Origin of the sequence: Bartonella sp. ML69XJBT (genome assembly GCF_028618515.1) — a bacterium.
Taxonomy (GTDB): domain Bacteria; phylum Pseudomonadota; class Alphaproteobacteria; order Rhizobiales; family Rhizobiaceae; genus Bartonella.
In genome coordinates this window covers 34,925-52,795 of the sequence record NZ_JAQITB010000004.1, presented here as the reverse complement: position 1 = coordinate 52,795, position 17,871 = coordinate 34,925, and the positions used below count along the sequence as shown (strand labels likewise).

Here is a 17,871-nt window from a genome sequence, read left to right as displayed (position 1 = left end):
TTTTGCAGCAAGGTGTGGAATGATGGGGGAAAAGTTACCGATTCAGAGCTTATTTTGCAATTGATTGTTATGCTTTGTTACATTGATTTATCTCTTTTAAATTTCTCCTTTGCATAAAAGCGTTTTCGCTTACTCTAAAGCCCAAAGCTTATTCTTTATCATTGATGCGTTCTTTACGCTTATGAAGGATGTATAGATTTTTGTCCTTTCCAAAAATACTTGGCAAATCATAGGAGGCAATGGGTGCGGCTGTGTGCAAATTTGCAATCCTGAAACCCTGACTGATTTGATGCACATTTCTGCGTTGGTGGTGTGAGGGTTGCGTCTTTTTTCCTTTCTATGATAGTGCTCTTTTCGTTCAATGACCTTCTGCTTTTTGATTATATCCTTTTTGCGTGTGTGCAATTATGGGAAGTTTGTCAATCCATTTCTCAGCCCATTTTTGACGATGAGAGATTGAATAACTTTTTTGCCATTTGCTTTGTGCAAAAGAGGGTATGGTTTACAATCAGTGCATAGTTTTTGGTGTTTTCACTCATCGGTTTCTTTGATTCTCTCTCCTTATAACGGAGTGAGAGAGGAGAAGATTTTTTCGTACAAGAGATGTTATATTTTCTCAAACAACCATTCATCAATAAGTGATGCATTGATTTATAACGGTCATTTATTATTTCTGATCTTCAAGAAGAATCTCGAATATGGTAGGATTTTCTGATTGCAAATTTGTTTATGATAAATCATGCCAAATCATTTTCTTGCTGCTTACAACCGGGATTGGCATGTGGGGTGAAAGTGATTGAAGATAAGGGGGCTTGGTTGATGAATGTTTTCAGGTGCCAAGGGTATCCGCAACATTGGGGAGGGAAGAGTCTGATGGTGTGCGTAGTGATTGGTTTGTCATATTCTGATCGTGATGTCCTTTATGGGTCCTGTTGTGAAATAGGGGCGGTGCATTGAGAAACTCCTCTTTAAAACAAGTGCGCAAATTAGGAACACAAGAGTATTTTGTGGTGGCCATTTTCTAGCATTTTTTGTAGCGCGCTGTTTTGTATCAGAGGCGAAAAATCCAACATGTCGTTGATATTATCGTTATAAGCTCTATGCACCGCTCATTTCTGACAAGAAATTGAGGTGTGTGATTCCTTTTCTCTGTCATATTGAGAAAATATCTGATGCCATTCTTGTGATGAATGGCGTTAACTCATCCCAAGTGCATCTTTATAGAGTTGGATGATGGTTTCTTCTTCTATGCGTTCATGCTCTTCTTTTTTACGCAGCCGTATAATGCTGCGCACAGCTTTACTATCAAAACCAGAGCCTTTAAGTTCGGCGTAAACCTCTTTAATATCATCAGAAATCGTTTTTTTCTCTTCTTCTAATCGTTCAATACGCTCAATAAAAGCGCGCAATTGGTTTACGGATATTGCGTGTGTTTCATTGGTCACTGTGTTCATTGCATTTTTCTCCGGACTTTATGTTTTAAGCTGTTTTGTTAGCGATAATTTTTTGTTGAGAAAGCCTGAAAAACAAGAGGTCAATCAAGCTACATCGTTTTTTTACAAATTGACTTTAAATATTTTGTAAAATTTTTAAGATATGCATTGATAAAAAGGCATTAAGAAGCCAAAAAGGATAAAAACATATCTCTATCGATTTGTAAGAGATGTGATGAGGCTTTTGAAAAAGAATAAGGGCTGTATGCTTTGTTTTAATCGCTTACATGATAAAGGAAGTTTTGTGGTTGCCAAAAAACAGGAATGGGGGTTGTGGAAAAAACTGAGCGTTTTTTTCTTGAGTATTCTGCTGTCGTGCTGGTTTGTTGGTTTGGCAAGAGCTGATTTTAGAGTTTGTAATACCACCCAACAGTCCGTTGGTGTTGCCCTTGGCTATCGTACATTTTCAGGCTGGGTGAGTGAAGGGTGGTGGGTGGTTCCCGTGACAGAGTGTAAAACCTTAATTGAGGGACCACTTTCTTCACGGTTTTATTATTTTTATGCCGAGGGTGCACAGAAAAAAGGCAACTGGGCAGGGTCTATAACGATGTGTGTGCAAGATAGCCAATTTACCATTCAGGGGGTTCATGATTGTTTTCCGCGAGGCTATCAAAAGGCGGAGTTTAAGGAAATTGATACGGGTAATCAAACCAGTTGGATGGTACAGTTGACGGAAGAGTCCTTGTTGGGTGATTCAGTAGTACAGCCCCCCTCGCTTTTAGGAGGTTCTTCACAGTGAAACGTGCACGTAAGGTAAAAATTATTGCTACTCTTGGTCCTTCTTCTTTTTCTCTTGCAATGATTGAAAAACTTTTTAGGGCGGGAGCCGATGTTTTTCGTTTGAATATGAGCCATACGGACTGTGAAACAATGGCTGATTTGGTTCAGCGCATACGCGAGGTTGAAAAAATTGTTCGCCGGCCCATTGGTATTTTAGTGGATCTTCAAGGACCAAAATTGCGTGTTGGATCTTTTGCTAAAGGGCAAGAGGAGTTGCGTGTTGGGCAAAGTTTTACATTAGACAGTCATGATGAGCTGGGGAATGGACAGCGTGTTTATTTTCCCCATAAGGATGTGTTGGCTGCTGTGAAACCAGGGGATCGGCTGTTGATTGATGATGGAAAGTTGGAACTACGTGCACAGTTATGTAATGACCATTTTGTTGAATGCCGTGTGGTTGCTGGAACCCGTATTTCTGATCGCAAAGGTGTCAGTTTTCCGGATACCATTTTGCCTTTTGGTTCGGTGACGTCAAAGGATAAGGCTGATCTTCAAGCTGTTTTGCAACAGCCTGTGGATTGGATCGCTCTTTCTTTTATCCAGCGTCCAGAAGATATTATAGAGGTGCGCCGGTTGACGAAAGGCAAAGTGGCTTTGATGGCTAAAATCGAAAAACCTCAAGCTTTGGAGCACATAGAGAAAATTATTGATGTTTGTGATGGCATTATGATTGCACGGGGAGATCTTGGTGTAGAAATGCCCTTGGAAAAGATTCCTGCATTGCAGATACAACTCATAAAAGCCTGTCGTTTAGCAGGAAAACCCGTGGTGGTGGCAACACAAATGCTTGAGTCTATGATTTCCTCTCCTGTTCCAACACGTGCAGAAGTTTCTGATGTTGCTACAGCGGTTTATGCGGGGAGCGATGCGGTGATGTTGTCTGCTGAATCCGCTTCTGGTCTTTATCCTGAAGAAGCTGTGCTTATGATGGATCGCATTGCTCGGCAAATTGAGCAAGATCATACTTATGAGGTGATGGTTGGAGCGCAGCATCCTGCACCACAGTCAACAGGAACCGATGCCATTTCTTTGGCCGCGCGACAAATCGCTGAAACACTCGCATTAGCAGCTATTGTTGCTTATACCGCTTCGGGCACAACGGGTGTGCGTGCTTCACGAGAGCGCCCAAGTAGACCCATTATTGCTTTGTCACCTATTGTGGGAACAGCGCGGCGATTGGCTTTGGTTTGGGGGCTACATTGTGTGGTGAGTGAAGATGCACGGGATCTAGAGGATATGGTTGACCGTGCAGCAGCGATTGCTTTTCAAGAAGGCTTTTGCAGAAGTGGAGACCGCTTTCTTGTTACCGCAGGCGTTCCCCTTGGTACGCCTGGTGCGACAAATCTCTTGCGTATTGCGGTTGTTTCTCAAGATGGTAAAAAGGGTGTTTAAAAGGTTGGGGGGTATTAGAAATGTTTGGGTAGAGTGTTTTACTTTGGAGGGCAGATGTTATTTGGCATCTGTTTGATGTGCGCAGAAGTTTCTGATGTTTACAGAGCGATGCGGTGATGTTGTCTACTGAATCCGCTTCTGGTCTTTATCCTGAAGAAGCTGTGCTTATGATGGATCGCATTGCTCGGCAAATTGAGCAAGATCATACTTATGAAGTGATGGTTGGAGTGCAGCATCCTGCACCAGAGTCCACGGGAACCGATGCCATTTCTCTGGGGCAGTGCGCGAGATCGCTGAAACACTCGTATGCATAGCTATTGTTGCTTACCGCTTCGGGCACAACGGGTGTGCGTGCTTCACGAGAGTGCGCAAATAGATCCATTATTGCTTTATCACCCATTGTCAAAACAGCGCGGCGATAGGCTTTTAGATTGCGAGAGTTAATCTTGTAATATTATCTCCTCAATCGGTATCCGATCTTTATTTTGAAGAAGCAATTCTGATGATGGTTAGTGAATTTTATTGCGCTATTTGTGAGACATTGTTCTTTAAATTGATATTACATTGTTTTCAGGACACGCTTTAGGAGAGTTGTTTTGACAGTCCAAGATATTGATTGATGATAATTCAGCATTTTCTCATTTTAAAAGCTCTTAATAAAAATATTTTTTCAGTTTAAAGCCTCTTGGTTTAGAGGTGAACAATATTTGCTTCTTTGTTCATTTCATGAAGAGTTGGTGGGGAAATAAAACAGCCAATATCCTTTTCATAAACCGTTTAAATGCAAAAGCAGCGACAAAATTGCAAAAAGGGCAAGGAGGCAGAACAGTACTGTTGGTCTATTCCTTGATAAGTGCAAAGACGGAACCGTTCAGAGATTTTGCATGATATTCTTCATGAGAGGTATTTGTTTGTGAGACAACAGCTTATGCAAAATACATACTGCTTTTTTAGAAAAATATTTCTTTTGCTTGTTGCTGTATATGTACGACTTTTACAATGAGACCGATTTTTGATTGTTGTTGGGAAAATTATATTTCTGGTCAATTTGAGAACGAGTGTGTGTTTATGAGCTCTCTCGTTCTTGAACATCAATGCTGGTTTGGTTATCTTGGAGCAATTGATTGGTGAGCTTTTCAATGCGTTCTGTTGTATTGCGTACAATTCTTCCCATGGTGCGGTCTCTTTCATTGTGCAGCCGCAAAAGAGCCTCGTAATTTTCTTGTAGTTTTTTATTTTCTCGTTGGATTTCTTCCATTTCATCGATAATCATAATGCCGGCCATAACCGATAAACGATGATCGCCAATTTCACCAAAATTTTTCTTCAAATGGGCGATATATTGGTCTAATCGAGCTGCAAGTTCAATAAGATGGCTTTCTTGTCCTTTATTGCAAGCCATGCGATAAACTTTACCATCAATGGTGACGGAAACAGTTTCCATACATTCAAACCTTTATCTATCAATGACAACACGAATGGTTTCCATCGCTTTAACCAAACGTTTGGAAACTTCTTTGTTTACTGCTTCTAGCCGCTCAACTTGTGCTTCAGCTTTATCTAGCGCTTGGGCAAGATGGCTACGATCAGTGTTCATTCGTTGAATTTCTTCTTCCCATTCGTTATTTTTATCAATAACAACATTGCGATTTATAATGGTGATCTCTAAGGTTCTTAGTGCTTTTTCTAATTGCTCTAAAGCGTGTGGAAGAACCGTAGTTTCTTGATTCATGATATTTTTATCCTCCAAGTGATTGTATCCTTTATCAGTTTTTTATGCAAAAACGAATCACTCATTTTCTTTCCTTGTGTAAATTTTATTTTTAAGTATGTAAGACATTTTAGCAAGCAAGGCAGAGAACACATATGAATTAAAGGCTGGATTTTTTAAAAGTATTGGCATAAATGATATGTGTGCAAAGGATATGTGAGGGGAATGGTATTGGTATTACTTACAGAATGGTAAAAAATCCGACCCTAGAAATGAAAAAAGTATTGCTCAAAAAATCTAAGAGAATACAGAAGAAGCAACAGAATAACCTGTTTAACGAAATGGTTTATCATTTATGACAAATACTGAACAACAAAATCAGATGGCCAATGCTATCCGCTTTCTTGCGATGGATGCGATTGAAAAAGCAAATTCTGGTCATCCTGGCTTGCCAATGGGTGCAGCTGATATTGCTACCGTTCTTTATACAAAGTTCCTTGCCCATGATCCTAAAAATCCTTCCTGGCCTAACCGTGATCGCTTTGTGTTATCGGCTGGGCATGGATCTATGTTGCTTTATGCTTTACTCTATCTTTCCGGTTATGAAGATATCTCTCTTGAGGATCTCAAAAATTTCCGCCAACTAGGCTCGAAGCTTGCTGGGCATCCAGAATATGGGCATGCTGCGGGTATTGAAACAACCACCGGGCCTCTTGGACAAGGGTTGGCGAATGCCGTGGGGATGGCGCTTGCTGAGCGCTTACAAAATGCGCGTTTTGGTGATCTCATCAACCATTATACTTATGCCTTGGTTGGCGATGGATGTCTTATGGAAGGGATTTCTCAAGAAGCACTTTCCCTGGCGGGTCATTTGAAACTCAACAAGCTTATTGTATTGTGGGACGATAATAATATTTCTATTGACGGTGAAATCTCCCTTGCTGATAATACAGATCAGATAGCGCGTTTTAAGGCGTCTGGGTGGAATACGCACAAAGTCGATGGGCATAGCCAAACGGCTATAGCCAATGCCATTAAAGAAGCACAAAATTCTGATAAACCAACTTTGATTGCTTGTAAAACAACCATTGGTTTTGGAGCACCCAATAAAGCTGGAACCAATAAAGTTCATGGTGCTCCTTTAGGAGCACGGGAAATTGCTGAAACTCGTATCGCTTTAGGCTGGAGGAGTGAGCCTTTCGTTATTCCAGCGGATATTCTTGATAATTGGCGCTTGGCGGGTCTTAGTGCTGCTAAAGGGCGGCAAAAGTGGGAAGAAAAATTAGCTGCTCTGCCTGTGTCAGAACGTGTGGAATTTGAAAGATTGATGCGGGGCGATTTGTTGGGTGGATTTGATGGCGCTATTGATGCTTATAAACAAAAAATCGTCGAAGACCGCCCTGTGGTTGCTACTCGTAAAGCTTCGGAAATGGCTCTTGAAGTCATCAATGAAGTTGTTATGGAAACCATTGGTGGTTCTGCTGACTTAACAGGCTCTAATAATACGAAAAGCAGCCAGATGAAAAGCATCTCTGCTGAAGATTTTTCTGGACGCTATCTGCATTATGGAATTCGCGAACATGCCATGGGCGCTGTGATGAATGGTCTTGCCCTTCATGGCGGATTTATTCCTTATGGGGGAACTTTTTTATGCTTTTCTGACTATATGCGCCCTGCCATGCGGCTCTCTTCTTTGATGGGATTACGAGTGATTTATGTCATGACTCATGATTCCATCGGTCTTGGTGAGGATGGTCCCACACATCAACCCGTAGAGCATTTGGCTTCTTTGCGTGCAATGCCCAACCATTTTGTTTTCCGCCCCGCTGATGCTATAGAGACAGTGGAGTGTTGGCAATTGGCTTTGAAAGCCCGTGGAACGCCTTCTACTTTGGCTTTAAGCCGACAAAATTTACCACTGTTGCGTCAAGAGCATGAAGAAGAAAATCTTTGTATGCTAGGTGCTTATGAATTGCTCACTGCTAGCGATGATGCGCAGGTGACCCTGTTTGCTTCTGGTTCAGAATTGCAAATTGCCGTGCAAGCACATGCGCTGTTGGAAGAAAAGGGCATTCCAACACGTGTGGTTTCTGTGCCTTGTTTTGAACTTTTTGCCCAGCAATCTCTTTCTTATCAACGTGCTCTTATTGGCGATGCACCCATTAAAATTGCCATTGAAGCTGCTGTGGGGCAGGGATGGGAGCGCTTTATTGGCTGTGATGGTGTGTTTATTGGCATGGATGGATTTGGTGCGAGCGGAACAATTGAGGCGCTTTATCCACATTTTGGCATTACTTGTGAGAATGTGGTGGCTCACGTTGAAAAAAAACGGGAAGAAATCAATAAGGAAAATGCCAAATAAGTATTCATGGTGCAATGAGTAGTTGTGAACATATCGAAGGCAATATTTATTTTTTGCACAGTTGTGGATTAAGTGATGAATGAAGATATGGAATTTGTAGCTGTTCATCATTTGGGAGTGTTGGAGCGAATACCCATTTGTTGTGCTATAAAGAGAAATGAGGAAAATGTGAGATGACGGTTCGCGTGGCAATGAATGGGTTTGAGTGTATTGAGTGTAATATTTTACGGGTGATTGAGTAATTGATGAAGATATGGAATTTGTAGCTTTTCACCATTTGGGAGTGTTGGAGCGAATACCCATTTGTTGTGCTATAAAGAGAAATGAGGAAATGTGAGATGACGGTTCGCGTTGCAATTAATGGGTTTGGTCGTATTGGGCGTAATATTTTACGGGCACTGGTAGAAAGTGGGCGGAAAGATATTGAAGTTGTGGCTGTTAATGATTTGGGATCGGTGGAAACCAATGCCCATTTGTTGCGCTATGATTCAGTCCATGGGCGTTTTCCAGGGCATGTGAAGGTGGTTGGTGATGCCATTGATGTGGGAGGTGGTTTGATCAAGGTGTTGGCAGAGCGTGATCCAGCACGGTTGCCGTGGAAAGCTTTGGATATCGATATTGCTTTGGAATGTACCGGCATTTTTACGACGCGTGAAAAAGCAAGTGCTCACTTGGATGCGGGGGCAAAACGTGTTCTTGTTTCTGCACCCTCTGAAGGTGCAGATCTTACGGTGGTTTATGGCGTGAATCACCAATCTTTAAGCAAAGAGCACCACGTTGTTTCAAATGCTTCTTGTACAACAAACTGCTTAGCACCTGTTGCACAAGTTTTGCATAATACGGTGGGCATTGAAAAGGGCTTTATGACAACAATCCATTCTTATACGGGCGATCAACCTGTGTTGGATACAATGCATCGTGATCTTTATCGGGCACGCGCCGCCGCTCTTTCTATGATCCCTACCTCAACAGGGGCGGCAAAGGCTGTGGGATTGGTTTTGCCAGAATTAAAAGGTTTGCTTGATGGTGTGTCAATTCGCGTGCCAACGCCAAATGTATCCGTGGTGGATTTGACATTTACCGCTAAGCGTTCCACAACAGTTGAAGAAATTAATACGGCGATTTGCACTGCTGCACGCGGTTCACTCAAGGGAATTTTAGATTATACGGAAGAAAAGCTGGTTAGTTGTGATTTTAATCATAATCCGCATTCAGCTATTTTTCATAACGATCAAACAAAGGTGATCGACGGTCAGCTTTGTCGTGTTTTGGTTTGGTACGATAATGAATGGGGTTTTTCAAACCGCATGGGTGATACGGCAGTCGCTTTTGCCAAAACCATATAAAAGAGGACCTTCGGGTCCTCTTTTATATTAAAAGGTCAAATTTTATGATAAAAATAAGGACGCAATCTTTTTGAAAAAAACGCCTAAAAGCGTTCTTGGTGGCTGAAAACAAGGTATTGTCCAAGTGATGGCATAGTGTGTTTTGTGTTTGTACAGGCATAGTTGGTTTTAAAAACCATATAAACAAGAAATGTTTGAAAAACTGTGCTTGTGAGCGAGACAAAGTATAAACGAGACAAAGTTTGAGAAAATAGAGCTGCTGATCTCTTTTTTATAAAAGCAAAGAGAAAGTTTTGTAAAGCAAAGGTGATCGATGGATTTTTGTTTAAAATAATGGAAAGTCAAGGGGAAATAGCGGATGGTTTTCATACACTTGGTGATGTTGATGAAGGCTGAGAGAGTGTGTCTTTGTATTATGGGTGAATGTGCGGGTTGTTTTCTTTGATTGCAGATTGAGATGATTGCGTAAGGCAAAGTTGTCAATGTGTTTTTGTTTAAAACAATGGAAAGTCAAGGGGAAATAGCGGATGGTTTTTCATACACTTGGTGATGTTGATGAAGGCTGAGAGAGTGTGTCTTTGTATTATGGGTGAGTGTGCGGACTGTTTTCTTTGATTGCAGATTGAGATGATTGCGTAAGGCGAAGGTTGTCAATGTGTTTTTGTTTAAAACAACGGAAAGTAAAGAGGAAATAGCGGATGGGTTTTCGTACACTTGATGATGTTGATGTGGCTGGAAAGCGTGTTCTTGTGCGGGTGGATTTTAATGTGCCCATGGCGCTTGGCAAAGTTTGCGATGAAACGCGTCTTCAACGGCATAAAGAGACGCTCGTTGAACTGCAAAGGCGTGGTGCTAAGCTTATTCTTCTATCTCATTGTGGGCGCCCCAAGGGAAAAGTTGAGCCAGAATTTTCACTCAATCCCGTTGTGGAAGTGTTGGAAAAAATCATCAATCAACCGGTGACTTTTGCATCCGATTGTATTGGTTCAGCAGCGCAGGTAGCGGTTGAGACATTGCAAAACGGAGGCGTTTTATTGCTTGAAAATGTTCGTTTTCATCCAGGTGAAGAACAGAACGATTTTTCTTTTGCTGAAGCTCTCGCCCATAATGGTGATCTCTATGTGAATGATGCTTTTTCTGTTTCTCATCGTGCCCATGCTTCGGTGGAGGGAATAACACATTTGTTGCCTTCCTATGCGGGGCGCTCTCTACAGTGTGAATTACAAGCATTAGAAAAAGGGCTTGGCAATCCAACGCGTCCCGTGATTGCATTGGTTGGAGGCGCAAAGGTTTCCAGTAAGCTTTTTGTGCTCAATCATTTGGTTGAAAAGGTTGATCATTTGGTCATTGGTGGTGGTATGGCCAACAGTTTTTTAGCTGCACAAGGTATCTGTGTTGGAAAATCACTGTGTGAACATGCACTGATGGAAACAGTTAAAAAGGTTATGGAAAAAGCGCGGGAGTGCCAATGTAGGATTCTGCTTCCTGTGGATGCGATTGTTGCATTTCGCTTTGAAAAAGATGCTCCCCATCGTCTCTATGATATTGGAGATATTCCAGAGGAAGGTATGATTCTGGATATTGGGACGCGCTCCATTGCCCATATTAATGCTGCGATTGACGAGGCTGCTACCCTTGTCTGGAATGGTCCCCTTGGGGTTTTTGAGATATCGCCCTTTGATCAAGGTACCATAGCAGTAGCACGTCATGCAGCAGAACAGAGCCTGACAAAAAAATTGATTTCAATTGCGGGAGGAGGAGATACGGTTTTTGCACTTAACCATGCTGGTGTTGCTGATGATTTTACTTATCTTTCCACCGCAGGGGGTGCTTTTTTAGAATGGATGGAAGGCAAGGTGCTTCCTGGTATTCTCGCTCTCATGCAAGCTTAAAGGCTTTATTGAAGAGAAAATTGAAAAAGCTGTATGGTCACGGGCTGTGTTTAAGTGTGCTGGCTGTATTGCTGATTTTGGAAATGCGATAAAATAAGAGGAATTTTTAATGAGTGAACGTCTTGAAGATATAGCCCTTGCTCTGGTGTGTGCTGGTAAGGGTATTTTGGCTGCCGATGAAAGTACTGCGACAATAGGCAAGCGTTTTGCAAGCATTGGTGTTGAATCCAATGAGGATAACCGGCGTGCTTATCGTGAAATGCTTTTTAGCGCAAAAGAAGCTATGGAGAGTGCTATTTCGGGTGTCATCTTATTTGATGAAACCATTCGTCAAAAAGCGTCTACGGGGAAAATGTTGACAGATGTTATTCGTGATGCTGGTGCTTTGCCAGGGATTAAAGTTGATACCGGTGCTAAACCATTGGCGGCTTTCCCTCATGAGACAATTACCGAAGGGTTGGATGGACTTCGTGAACGTTTAAAAGAATATTATGCTTTGGGAGCGCGTTTTGCCAAATGGCGTGCGGTGATTGCCATTGATGCACAGACGCTGCCAACAAGGGGGGCTATCAAGCAAAATGCATGGGCTCTCGCGCGTTATGCTGCTTTGTGTCAAGAATTAAAAATTGTGCCGATTGTTGAACCAGAAGTGCTGATGGATGGACCATCACGCGGTCATTCCATTGTGCGCTGTTTTGAGGTGACACAGGCTGTCTTAACAGCTGTGTTTAAAGAGTTGTTTGAAGCCCGTGTTGTTTTCGAGGGGATGATTTTAAAGCCCAATATGGTGATTGATGGTAAAGATGCGCGAAAAGCTTCTGTTGAAGAGGTGGCGGAAAAGACGGTTCAAGTGCTTAAACAAACTGTGCCTGCTGCTGTACCAGGAATTGCTTTCCTTGTCTTGCGGACAATCTGATGAAGAAGCGACTGCCCATTTATCAGCTATGAATGCTTTAGGGGCATTGCCTTGGAAGTTGACCTTTTCTTACGGACGAGCATTGCAAGCAGCGGCCTTAAAAGCATGGTCTGGTAAACATGAAAATATTGCTGCTGCGCAAAAGGCTTTTTGTCATCGTGCTCGCATGAACCATTTGGCTGCTTTGGGAAAATGGACAAAAGAGCACGAGCAGTCTTGTGTTTAAATAAAAACAAATTTTCCATTAGCGGCTTTTTCTTGATGAGATGATGCGCAAAGGGTGGATGTGTTTTGCTGCGTCAAGATACTGTGCTCTTCTAGAGTGCGTTTTGCTCAAGGACTGTGTAAGTGGTTGCCATTGATGCACAGACATTGCCAATATAAGAGAGGCAAAATGCATGGGCTCTTGTCCGTTTGTTGCTTTGAGGTGACACAGGCTGTCTTAACAGCTGTGTTTAAAGAGTTGTTTGAAGCTCGTGTTGTTTTCGAGGGGATGATTTTAAAGCCCAATATGGTGATTGATGGTAAAGATGCGCGAAAAGCTTCTGTTGAAGAGGTGGCGGAAAAGACGGTTCAAGTGCTTAAACAAACTGTGCCTGCTGCTGTACCAGGAATTGCTTTCCTTGTCTTGCGGACAATCTGATGAAGAAGCGACTGCCCATTTATCAGCTATGAATGCTTTAGGGGCATTGCCTTGGAAGTTGACCTTTTCTTACGGACGAGCATTGCAAGCAGCGGCCTTAAAAGCATGGTCTGGTAAACATGAAAATATTGCTGCTGCGCAAAAGGCTTTTTGTCATCGTGCTCGCATGAACCATTTGGCTGCTTTGGGAAAATGGACAAAAGAGCACGAGCAGTCTTGTGTTTAAATAAAAACAAATTTTCCATTAGCGGCTTTTTCTTGATGAGATGATGCCGTCAAGATACTGTGCTCTTCTAGAGTGCGTTTTGCTCAAGGACTGTGTAAGTGGTTGCCATTGATGCACAGACATTGCCAATATAAGAGAGGCAAAATGCATGGGCTCTTGTCCGTTTGTTGCTTTTGTGTCAAGGAGTTAAGGATTGTTCTGTTTTTTGAACTGGGAGTGTACTGGAGGCGCATGTGGTCATTCCATTGTGCGCTGCTTTGAGGTGACAGACTGCTTTTCGCCTGTTTCAGGGAAGAGTCTCTGTTCTTTTTTCTCTCTATTATCACGGTCTCGGGCACAATCAACCGTTATTGTTTATCAGACACACAAAAAGCCCCGCATTTTAAGGCAGGGCATCTTTTCTTGGAAATTTTACATGTGTTTTTTATAAAAGCCTGAATTGTAAAAGCCATGAAACTGTATTCTTTTTTGTCTCAAGAAGTTTCATTGTTTTTAATGTGCTCAAACTTTATGAAACATTTTCTGTCTTTTACCATAATAGGCTTTTAAATAGGCTTTTACATGCCAAGATTACCAAAACGGTTTTTGAATTTAGAAACACGACCACCACGGTCTACGAGGGTTTGAGACCCACCTGTCCATGCTGGATGGGTTCTTGGGTCGATATCCAGATTCAGGACGTCCCCTTCTTTTCCCCAAGTGGAACGCGTTGTGTATTGGCTACCATCCGTCATAACGACGGTAATTTTGTGATAGTCGGGATGAATATTCGCTTTCATGCGTCAAACCTTTTGTGTTTGTAAAATGAAGTGGCACTTGCTCATTTTTTAAGTGCGCTTCCTTTGTCTTTTTGATAAATTAATTAAAGTACCATTTCTATAACCGAGCACGCATCAAAAAACAAGTGTTCAAGATACATCATTGTATCAACGGTTATGGACAATCTAATAGAGTGAGCAACCCCTTATGAATCTCTTTAATCATTCAGAAAAATCTACCACACCTTCTGTGAAAAATTCTTCATTCTCTTCGCTTAAAACTTTTGCTCCTTATCTTATCCGTTATCGTTGGCTGTTTATTTTTGCTTTTTGTGCTTTAACCATTGCTGCTCTTATCACACTCGCTTTGCCTGTTGCTATCGGTAAAATGTTTGACCATGGTTTTTCTGCCTCAAGCCATGGGCATATCAATTTTTATTTCTTTATGTTATTTGTTTTGGCTTTGCTTCTCGCCCTTGCTTCGGCTTGCCGTTATTATTGTGTTATCACTTTGGGAGAACGGATTGTTGCCGATTTACGGCGTGATGTTTTTGTCCATATTATGAAACTTTCGCCTGCTTTTTTTGATAAGTCTCATTCTGGTGAACTTGTTTCAAGGCTGCTCACCGATACAACGCAAATAAAATTAGCCGTTGGCTCAACCGCCTCTACTGCTTTACGCCATTTGATTGTGGTCATCGGCGCAATCGTGATGATGGTTATCACTAATGCGAAATTATCTGCATTGGTGCTGCTTGCTATTCCCTTTGTTGCTATTCCGTTAGTTGTCTTTGGGCGCAAGGTTCGTACACGTACACGTGCAGCACAGGACCGTGTCGCAGATGCCAATGCTTTGGCGACAGAACAGGTTAGTGCTATTCGTACTGTACAAGCTTTTACCGCTGAAAAACTTGTTGCGACACGTTTCTCACAGTTGATTGAGCGTGCTTTCCAGACCGCGCGCACTTCTGTGATCTTGCGTTCTTTTTTTACTGGCTTTGCCATTTTTCTGGTTTTTAGCAGTGTGGTTGCTGTTTTATGGATTGGCTCTCGAGATGTTTTAAATGGCACTATGACGGCAGGAACTTTAGGTCAGTTTGTTCTCTATGCCGTTTTTGGAGCAACCACTTTTGCACAATTATCGGAACTTGGCGCAGAATTAATCCAAGCAGCAGGCGCTGCTGAACGGCTTGCCGAATTGCTACAAGAACAGCCTACTATCTTAGCACTAGGAAATCCTTCCCCTTTGGCAAAGCCTGTTCAAGGCGCACTTATTTTTGATCAGGTGGATTTTACTTATCCTTCCAGACCAGAAGACAAGATTTTGCGTTGTCTTTCTTTTTCTATCAAAGCGGGTGAAACGGTTGCTTTTGTTGGCGCTTCAGGGGCGGGGAAAAGCACAATTTTTTCTTTAATTCTTCGTTTTTATGATCCAACAAGTGGAAAAATTTGCTTTGATGGCGTGGAAGTTAATCGTCTCTCTTTGCAAGATTTACGTGGTGCAATCTCTTATGTTCCACAAGATGTTGACATTTTTGATGGCACGCTGCGCGATAATATTATGTTCGGGACAGAAAATGTCGTGGAAGAGCAAATTATTGCTGCTGCTCAAGCAGCCAATGCCCTTGAATTTATTGAAGCCTTACCAAATGGTTTTGATACCGAAGTGGGAGAACGCGGTACGATGCTTTCTGGTGGACAAAAACAACGCATTGGTATAGCCCGGGCGATTTTAAGAAATGCTCCCCTGTTATTGCTTGATGAAGCAACATCTGCCTTAGATGCAAACAGTGAAAAGTTGGTGCAAGAAGCCTTAGAAGGGCTCATGCAAAATCGAACAACATTGGTGATTGCTCACCGTTTGGCAACAATTTTAAAAGCCGATCGGATTCTCGTGATGGATAAAGGCGCCCTTGTGGAAGAAGGAACCCATGCAGAGCTTGTGGCAAAAAATGGCGTTTATGCTTACCTCGCCAAATTGCAATTTTCTCCCGAATAAGTTTTCATGATACAAGAGCCAGTAGATTTAAGAGTACCACTCTTTTCTGGTAGGTTTATTGCTTTTAAGGACTCTTGAAAAAAAGAGGGGCAAGAGGCTATTTCTTGAATTCTTGAATGACCTTTTATTCTGTGAAATGGCGTATTTTTAATAAAAAAGCTTTTGTGTACAGAATATCTTGTCTGTGTAAAGATAAAATGATGCTAAGTTCAGACGCCCAATGTTTTCGTACTGTTGTAAGTTCGAAAAGCTGATAAATGGAAAAATAAATGCTTTTTGTTGATGTGACTCAACAGGGTGAACAGAGCAGGCAGCATGTTTTGTTGTGTTAAGATGTTTAGTTCTTTGCTCCCTATTTTATGGATTATGCCTTTTGAGGGCTTATAAGGCTTTTTTAGAGTGCATAAAGCATGATAGCAGTATAATTAAATACGAATTGTTGTATATTACCAATGCAATAAGCTATATTTTGTGTATTATTTTTATTAAAATAAAATATGTAGTGCTTCTCAAAGCAGATATACACATAATGATACAATATCGAGGAATCGGTAAGGGAGCTGTACTCAATGTCGGTGAGGATAAAAGAGAGCAAGAATGCTTGAAGAGATAAAAGAAGTAAAAGAGGTAATTAGTTTCATAGTAGAGGAAATGATTGCCATAATAGCTATAATTAAGTTCATTCGTGGGAAGAAGAAATATAGGGTTTTAGGATTAAGCGTTATGATTTTAATCGCCATAGCGATAGGGGTGTGGTGGTGGTGGAATCTTAATATTGGTAGTCGCAAATCATAAGAATAAGAAATTATGCAAGATATATAAAAAGACTATTGCACAAGCAGAACAAAGGCTTTTTGAGAGTGCATAAAGCAGTATAGTGAAATACAAATTGCTGCGTCTTGCCAATGTAAACATCTCTATTTTGTATATTAATATATAGATTCCCATGAATCGGATATACACATAATGATACAATATCGAGAAATTGGTAAGCGAGCTGTATTCAATGTTGGTGAGGATAAAAGAGAGCAAGAATGGGTGATCACAATACTTTCATAGTTATAGTAGGAATAATCATAGCAGCGAGCATAATCTATAGCCTTTGGTTAGCAAATCATCGTGAGAAATTACTGCAGCTAAAATATCGAGAGTGCGCGATATATCAAAATATTCTTGCACAGGGAGAGCAAAGGCTTTTTCAAAAAACGCGAAGAATACCGAAAGAGTGGATTAGACAATGGGATGAGGGAGTAAGGCAATGGGAAAGGAGTATATTGGAGATAAAAAATCCTGGGCACTTTTCTCAAATGAGCGAACAACAGCATCCGATGGTGGTGAAAGATATCTGTGCTCAAGGATATGCAGATACATTTTTTCTTTATAAACAGGCGTTGAAAGTGGAATTTACTGTTGAGCAGATTGAAAGAGTAAATGAAGTAATGAGGCGTCCACTTTTTAAGAAAAATTATCGTAAAGTCGTGCGATTAATGAAACAGAATGGCATTAAATTGCGAAAGTTTGTGGATCCTTTGACGAAAAAAAAACGCTATAAGCCTACAATGCTGTTGTTTCATTGGTGGTTATATATGATTGATGATATGATTACAGCTGAATATGAACAGCAACAAAAAGATAAGGCTTCAGGATGCTATGACGATTTAGCATCTAGGGGAATCTATTATCAAGACCTACCTAAATATACAGAATATGAAACGCTAGAAAAGATACTGCCGTACTGGTATCATATGCTGGGGGATTCTGAGATGCTATACGTTTGTAAAAAGGGGCTTCTCTCATTATTGTATGATATTTCTAGTGATTATAAGGCAGCAAGAGAAACTTTTATTTACTATAAGATGCTTATTGATACGGTGAAAGAAGGATATATTGCCTTTGATAAAGGTTGTTTTTACTCTACGGTTGAATGGGCAATACAGGTTTATAGAAAGAGAGATAAAGAAGAGAAAAAAGGACTTAGTATTTCTGAAGAGATGCCAACATTTGAAGAAGCTTACAAATTAGGTGCTGAAGCATGGATGAGGTCATCAAATGAGACATGTGATAACCGGATGATTTTTTGGGAGATGCTTATCACAATAGAAAATTCAAAAAAGAAATTAAAAATTATCTTTGGTGATAAGAAGGTGCAAGCATTGCAAGCGGCTATTGATAAAGAAAAAAAACGGTTTAAGAATGAAATACAATCAGCAATTCTCGCAAATAAATATTTGAATTACGATCAATCTTGTGAGCATTTTATAAGTTATCTGAAATAACGATTAAATGAAGGGGATGGGGGGAGTATTGTATGAATCAATGAATTTGCTGGGATCTCTATCCTGTGCAGTGGTAA

14 protein-coding genes and 3 pseudogenes are annotated in these 17,871 nt (G+C 41.2%); 13 read left to right on the top strand and 4 right to left on the bottom strand.

Going from position 1 to position 17,871, the window contains the following annotated elements; all coding sequences use genetic code 11:
* The first annotated feature begins 792 nt into the window (after positions 1 to 792).
* Entirely contained in the window at positions 793 to 957 is a 165-nt protein-coding gene (locus tag PVV68_RS02315) for a hypothetical protein (protein WP_273782634.1), read from the top strand.
* Positions 958 to 1,196: 239 nt separating this feature from the next.
* Here PVV68_RS02315 and PVV68_RS02310 read toward each other — a convergent pair whose 3' ends face one another.
* Positions 1,197 to 1,454 carry a DUF2312 domain-containing protein gene (locus tag PVV68_RS02310; RefSeq protein WP_273720643.1) on the bottom strand — a complete coding sequence of 86 codons (258 nt, stop codon included), beginning with the start codon at positions 1,452 to 1,454 and terminating at the stop codon, positions 1,197 to 1,199.
* A 244-nt stretch (positions 1,455 to 1,698) separates the two neighbouring features.
* Between PVV68_RS02310 and PVV68_RS02305 the strand changes: the two genes are divergently transcribed.
* The 4 genes and pseudogenes from PVV68_RS02305 to PVV68_RS02290 all read left to right on the top strand — a co-directional run bounded on the left by PVV68_RS02305 (position 1,699) and on the right by PVV68_RS02290 (position 4,553).
* The gene (locus PVV68_RS02305) at positions 1,699 to 2,232 is read left to right on the top strand and encodes a DUF1036 domain-containing protein (RefSeq protein WP_273756611.1); all 534 of its coding nucleotides are present in this window, start codon (positions 1,699 to 1,701) and stop codon (positions 2,230 to 2,232) included.
* The gene (gene pyk, locus PVV68_RS02300; RefSeq protein ID WP_273782633.1) at positions 2,229 to 3,665 is read left to right on the top strand and encodes a pyruvate kinase; all 1,437 of its coding nucleotides are present in this window, start codon (positions 2,229 to 2,231) and stop codon (positions 3,663 to 3,665) included. The genes PVV68_RS02305 and pyk overlap by 4 nt, the downstream gene beginning before the upstream one ends.
* 104 nt (positions 3,666 to 3,769) lie before the next feature.
* A pseudogene (locus PVV68_RS02295) lies at positions 3,770 to 4,084 on the top strand (pyruvate kinase); the annotation flags it as partial.
* Between the two features lie 307 nt (positions 4,085 to 4,391).
* Positions 4,392 to 4,553, top strand: a complete 162-nt coding sequence (locus PVV68_RS02290) for a hypothetical protein (RefSeq protein ID WP_273782631.1) — start codon at positions 4,392 to 4,394, stop codon at positions 4,551 to 4,553.
* Between the two features lie 178 nt (positions 4,554 to 4,731).
* On the opposite strand, the gene PVV68_RS02285 is transcribed toward PVV68_RS02290, so the two are convergent.
* Both PVV68_RS02285 and PVV68_RS02280 read right to left on the bottom strand, forming a co-directional pair.
* Positions 4,732 to 5,109 carry a cell division protein ZapA gene (locus PVV68_RS02285; RefSeq protein WP_273782630.1) on the bottom strand — a complete coding sequence of 126 codons (378 nt, stop codon included), beginning with the start codon at positions 5,107 to 5,109 and terminating at the stop codon, positions 4,732 to 4,734.
* Between the two features lie 12 nt (positions 5,110 to 5,121).
* Positions 5,122 to 5,397 carry a DUF4164 domain-containing protein gene (locus PVV68_RS02280; RefSeq protein ID WP_273720647.1) on the bottom strand — a complete coding sequence of 92 codons (276 nt, stop codon included), beginning with the start codon at positions 5,395 to 5,397 and terminating at the stop codon, positions 5,122 to 5,124.
* Between the two features lie 334 nt (positions 5,398 to 5,731).
* Here PVV68_RS02280 and tkt point away from each other — a divergent pair, with 334 nt between their 5' ends.
* The 5 genes and pseudogenes from tkt to PVV68_RS02255 all read left to right on the top strand — a co-directional run.
* On the top strand, positions 5,732 to 7,738 hold the full coding sequence (tkt, locus tag PVV68_RS02275; RefSeq protein ID WP_273782628.1) for a transketolase: 2,007 nt from the start codon (positions 5,732 to 5,734) through the stop codon (positions 7,736 to 7,738).
* A 338-nt stretch (positions 7,739 to 8,076) separates the two neighbouring features.
* Positions 8,077 to 9,084 (top strand): type I glyceraldehyde-3-phosphate dehydrogenase, encoded by a 1,008-nt coding sequence (gene gap / locus PVV68_RS02270; RefSeq protein WP_273720649.1) that lies wholly within the window; start codon positions 8,077 to 8,079, stop codon positions 9,082 to 9,084.
* Positions 9,085 to 9,782: 698 nt separating this feature from the next.
* Entirely contained in the window at positions 9,783 to 10,976 is a 1,194-nt protein-coding gene (locus PVV68_RS02265; protein WP_273720650.1) for a phosphoglycerate kinase, read from the top strand.
* Positions 10,977 to 11,085: 109 nt separating this feature from the next.
* A pseudogene (locus tag PVV68_RS02260) lies at positions 11,086 to 12,118 on the top strand (class I fructose-bisphosphate aldolase).
* A 192-nt stretch (positions 12,119 to 12,310) separates the two neighbouring features.
* Positions 12,311 to 12,761: pseudogene (locus tag PVV68_RS02255) on the top strand (class I fructose-bisphosphate aldolase); the annotation flags it as partial.
* Positions 12,762 to 13,318: 557 nt separating this feature from the next.
* On the opposite strand, the gene rpmE reads toward PVV68_RS02255, so the two are convergent.
* A complete protein-coding gene (rpmE, locus tag PVV68_RS02250) occupies positions 13,319 to 13,540 on the bottom strand; it encodes a 50S ribosomal protein L31 (protein ID WP_144751381.1) in 222 nt (73 codons plus the stop codon).
* A gap of 187 nt (positions 13,541 to 13,727) precedes the next feature.
* On the opposite strand from rpmE, the gene PVV68_RS02245 reads away from it, so the two are divergent.
* The 3 genes from PVV68_RS02245 to PVV68_RS02235 all read left to right on the top strand — a co-directional run bounded on the left by PVV68_RS02245 (position 13,728) and on the right by PVV68_RS02235 (position 17,794).
* The gene (locus tag PVV68_RS02245) at positions 13,728 to 15,518 is read left to right on the top strand and encodes an ABC transporter transmembrane domain-containing protein (protein ID WP_273720652.1); all 1,791 of its coding nucleotides are present in this window, start codon (positions 13,728 to 13,730) and stop codon (positions 15,516 to 15,518) included.
* A 597-nt stretch (positions 15,519 to 16,115) separates the two neighbouring features.
* On the top strand, positions 16,116 to 16,313 hold the full coding sequence (locus PVV68_RS02240) for a hypothetical protein (protein WP_273720653.1): 198 nt from the start codon (positions 16,116 to 16,118) through the stop codon (positions 16,311 to 16,313).
* A gap of 239 nt (positions 16,314 to 16,552) precedes the next feature.
* Positions 16,553 to 17,794, top strand: a complete 1,242-nt coding sequence (locus PVV68_RS02235) for a hypothetical protein (protein WP_273782626.1) — start codon at positions 16,553 to 16,555, stop codon at positions 17,792 to 17,794.
* Positions 17,795 to 17,871 lie beyond the last annotated feature (77 nt).

Coding starts and splice junctions, on each gene's coding strand:
- PVV68_RS02245 (WP_273720652.1), top strand. CDS start 13,728: ATGAATCTCTTTAATCATTCAGAAAAATCTACCACACCTTCTGTGAAA.
- PVV68_RS02285 (WP_273782630.1), bottom strand. CDS start 5,109: ATGGAAACTGTTTCCGTCACCATTGATGGTAAAGTTTATCGCATGGCT.
- gap (WP_273720649.1), top strand. CDS start 8,077: ATGACGGTTCGCGTTGCAATTAATGGGTTTGGTCGTATTGGGCGTAAT.
- PVV68_RS02280 (WP_273720647.1), bottom strand. CDS start 5,397: ATGAATCAAGAAACTACGGTTCTTCCACACGCTTTAGAGCAATTAGAA.
- PVV68_RS02310 (WP_273720643.1), bottom strand. CDS start 1,454: ATGAACACAGTGACCAATGAAACACACGCAATATCCGTAAACCAATTG.
- rpmE (WP_144751381.1), bottom strand. CDS start 13,540: ATGAAAGCGAATATTCATCCCGACTATCACAAAATTACCGTCGTTATG.
- PVV68_RS02240 (WP_273720653.1), top strand. CDS start 16,116: ATGCTTGAAGAGATAAAAGAAGTAAAAGAGGTAATTAGTTTCATAGTA.
- PVV68_RS02290 (WP_273782631.1), top strand. CDS start 4,392: ATGAAGAGTTGGTGGGGAAATAAAACAGCCAATATCCTTTTCATAAAC.
- PVV68_RS02265 (WP_273720650.1), top strand. CDS start 9,783: ATGGGTTTTCGTACACTTGATGATGTTGATGTGGCTGGAAAGCGTGTT.
- tkt (WP_273782628.1), top strand. CDS start 5,732: ATGACAAATACTGAACAACAAAATCAGATGGCCAATGCTATCCGCTTT.
- PVV68_RS02305 (WP_273756611.1), top strand. CDS start 1,699: ATGCTTTGTTTTAATCGCTTACATGATAAAGGAAGTTTTGTGGTTGCC.
- PVV68_RS02235 (WP_273782626.1), top strand. CDS start 16,553: ATGGGTGATCACAATACTTTCATAGTTATAGTAGGAATAATCATAGCA.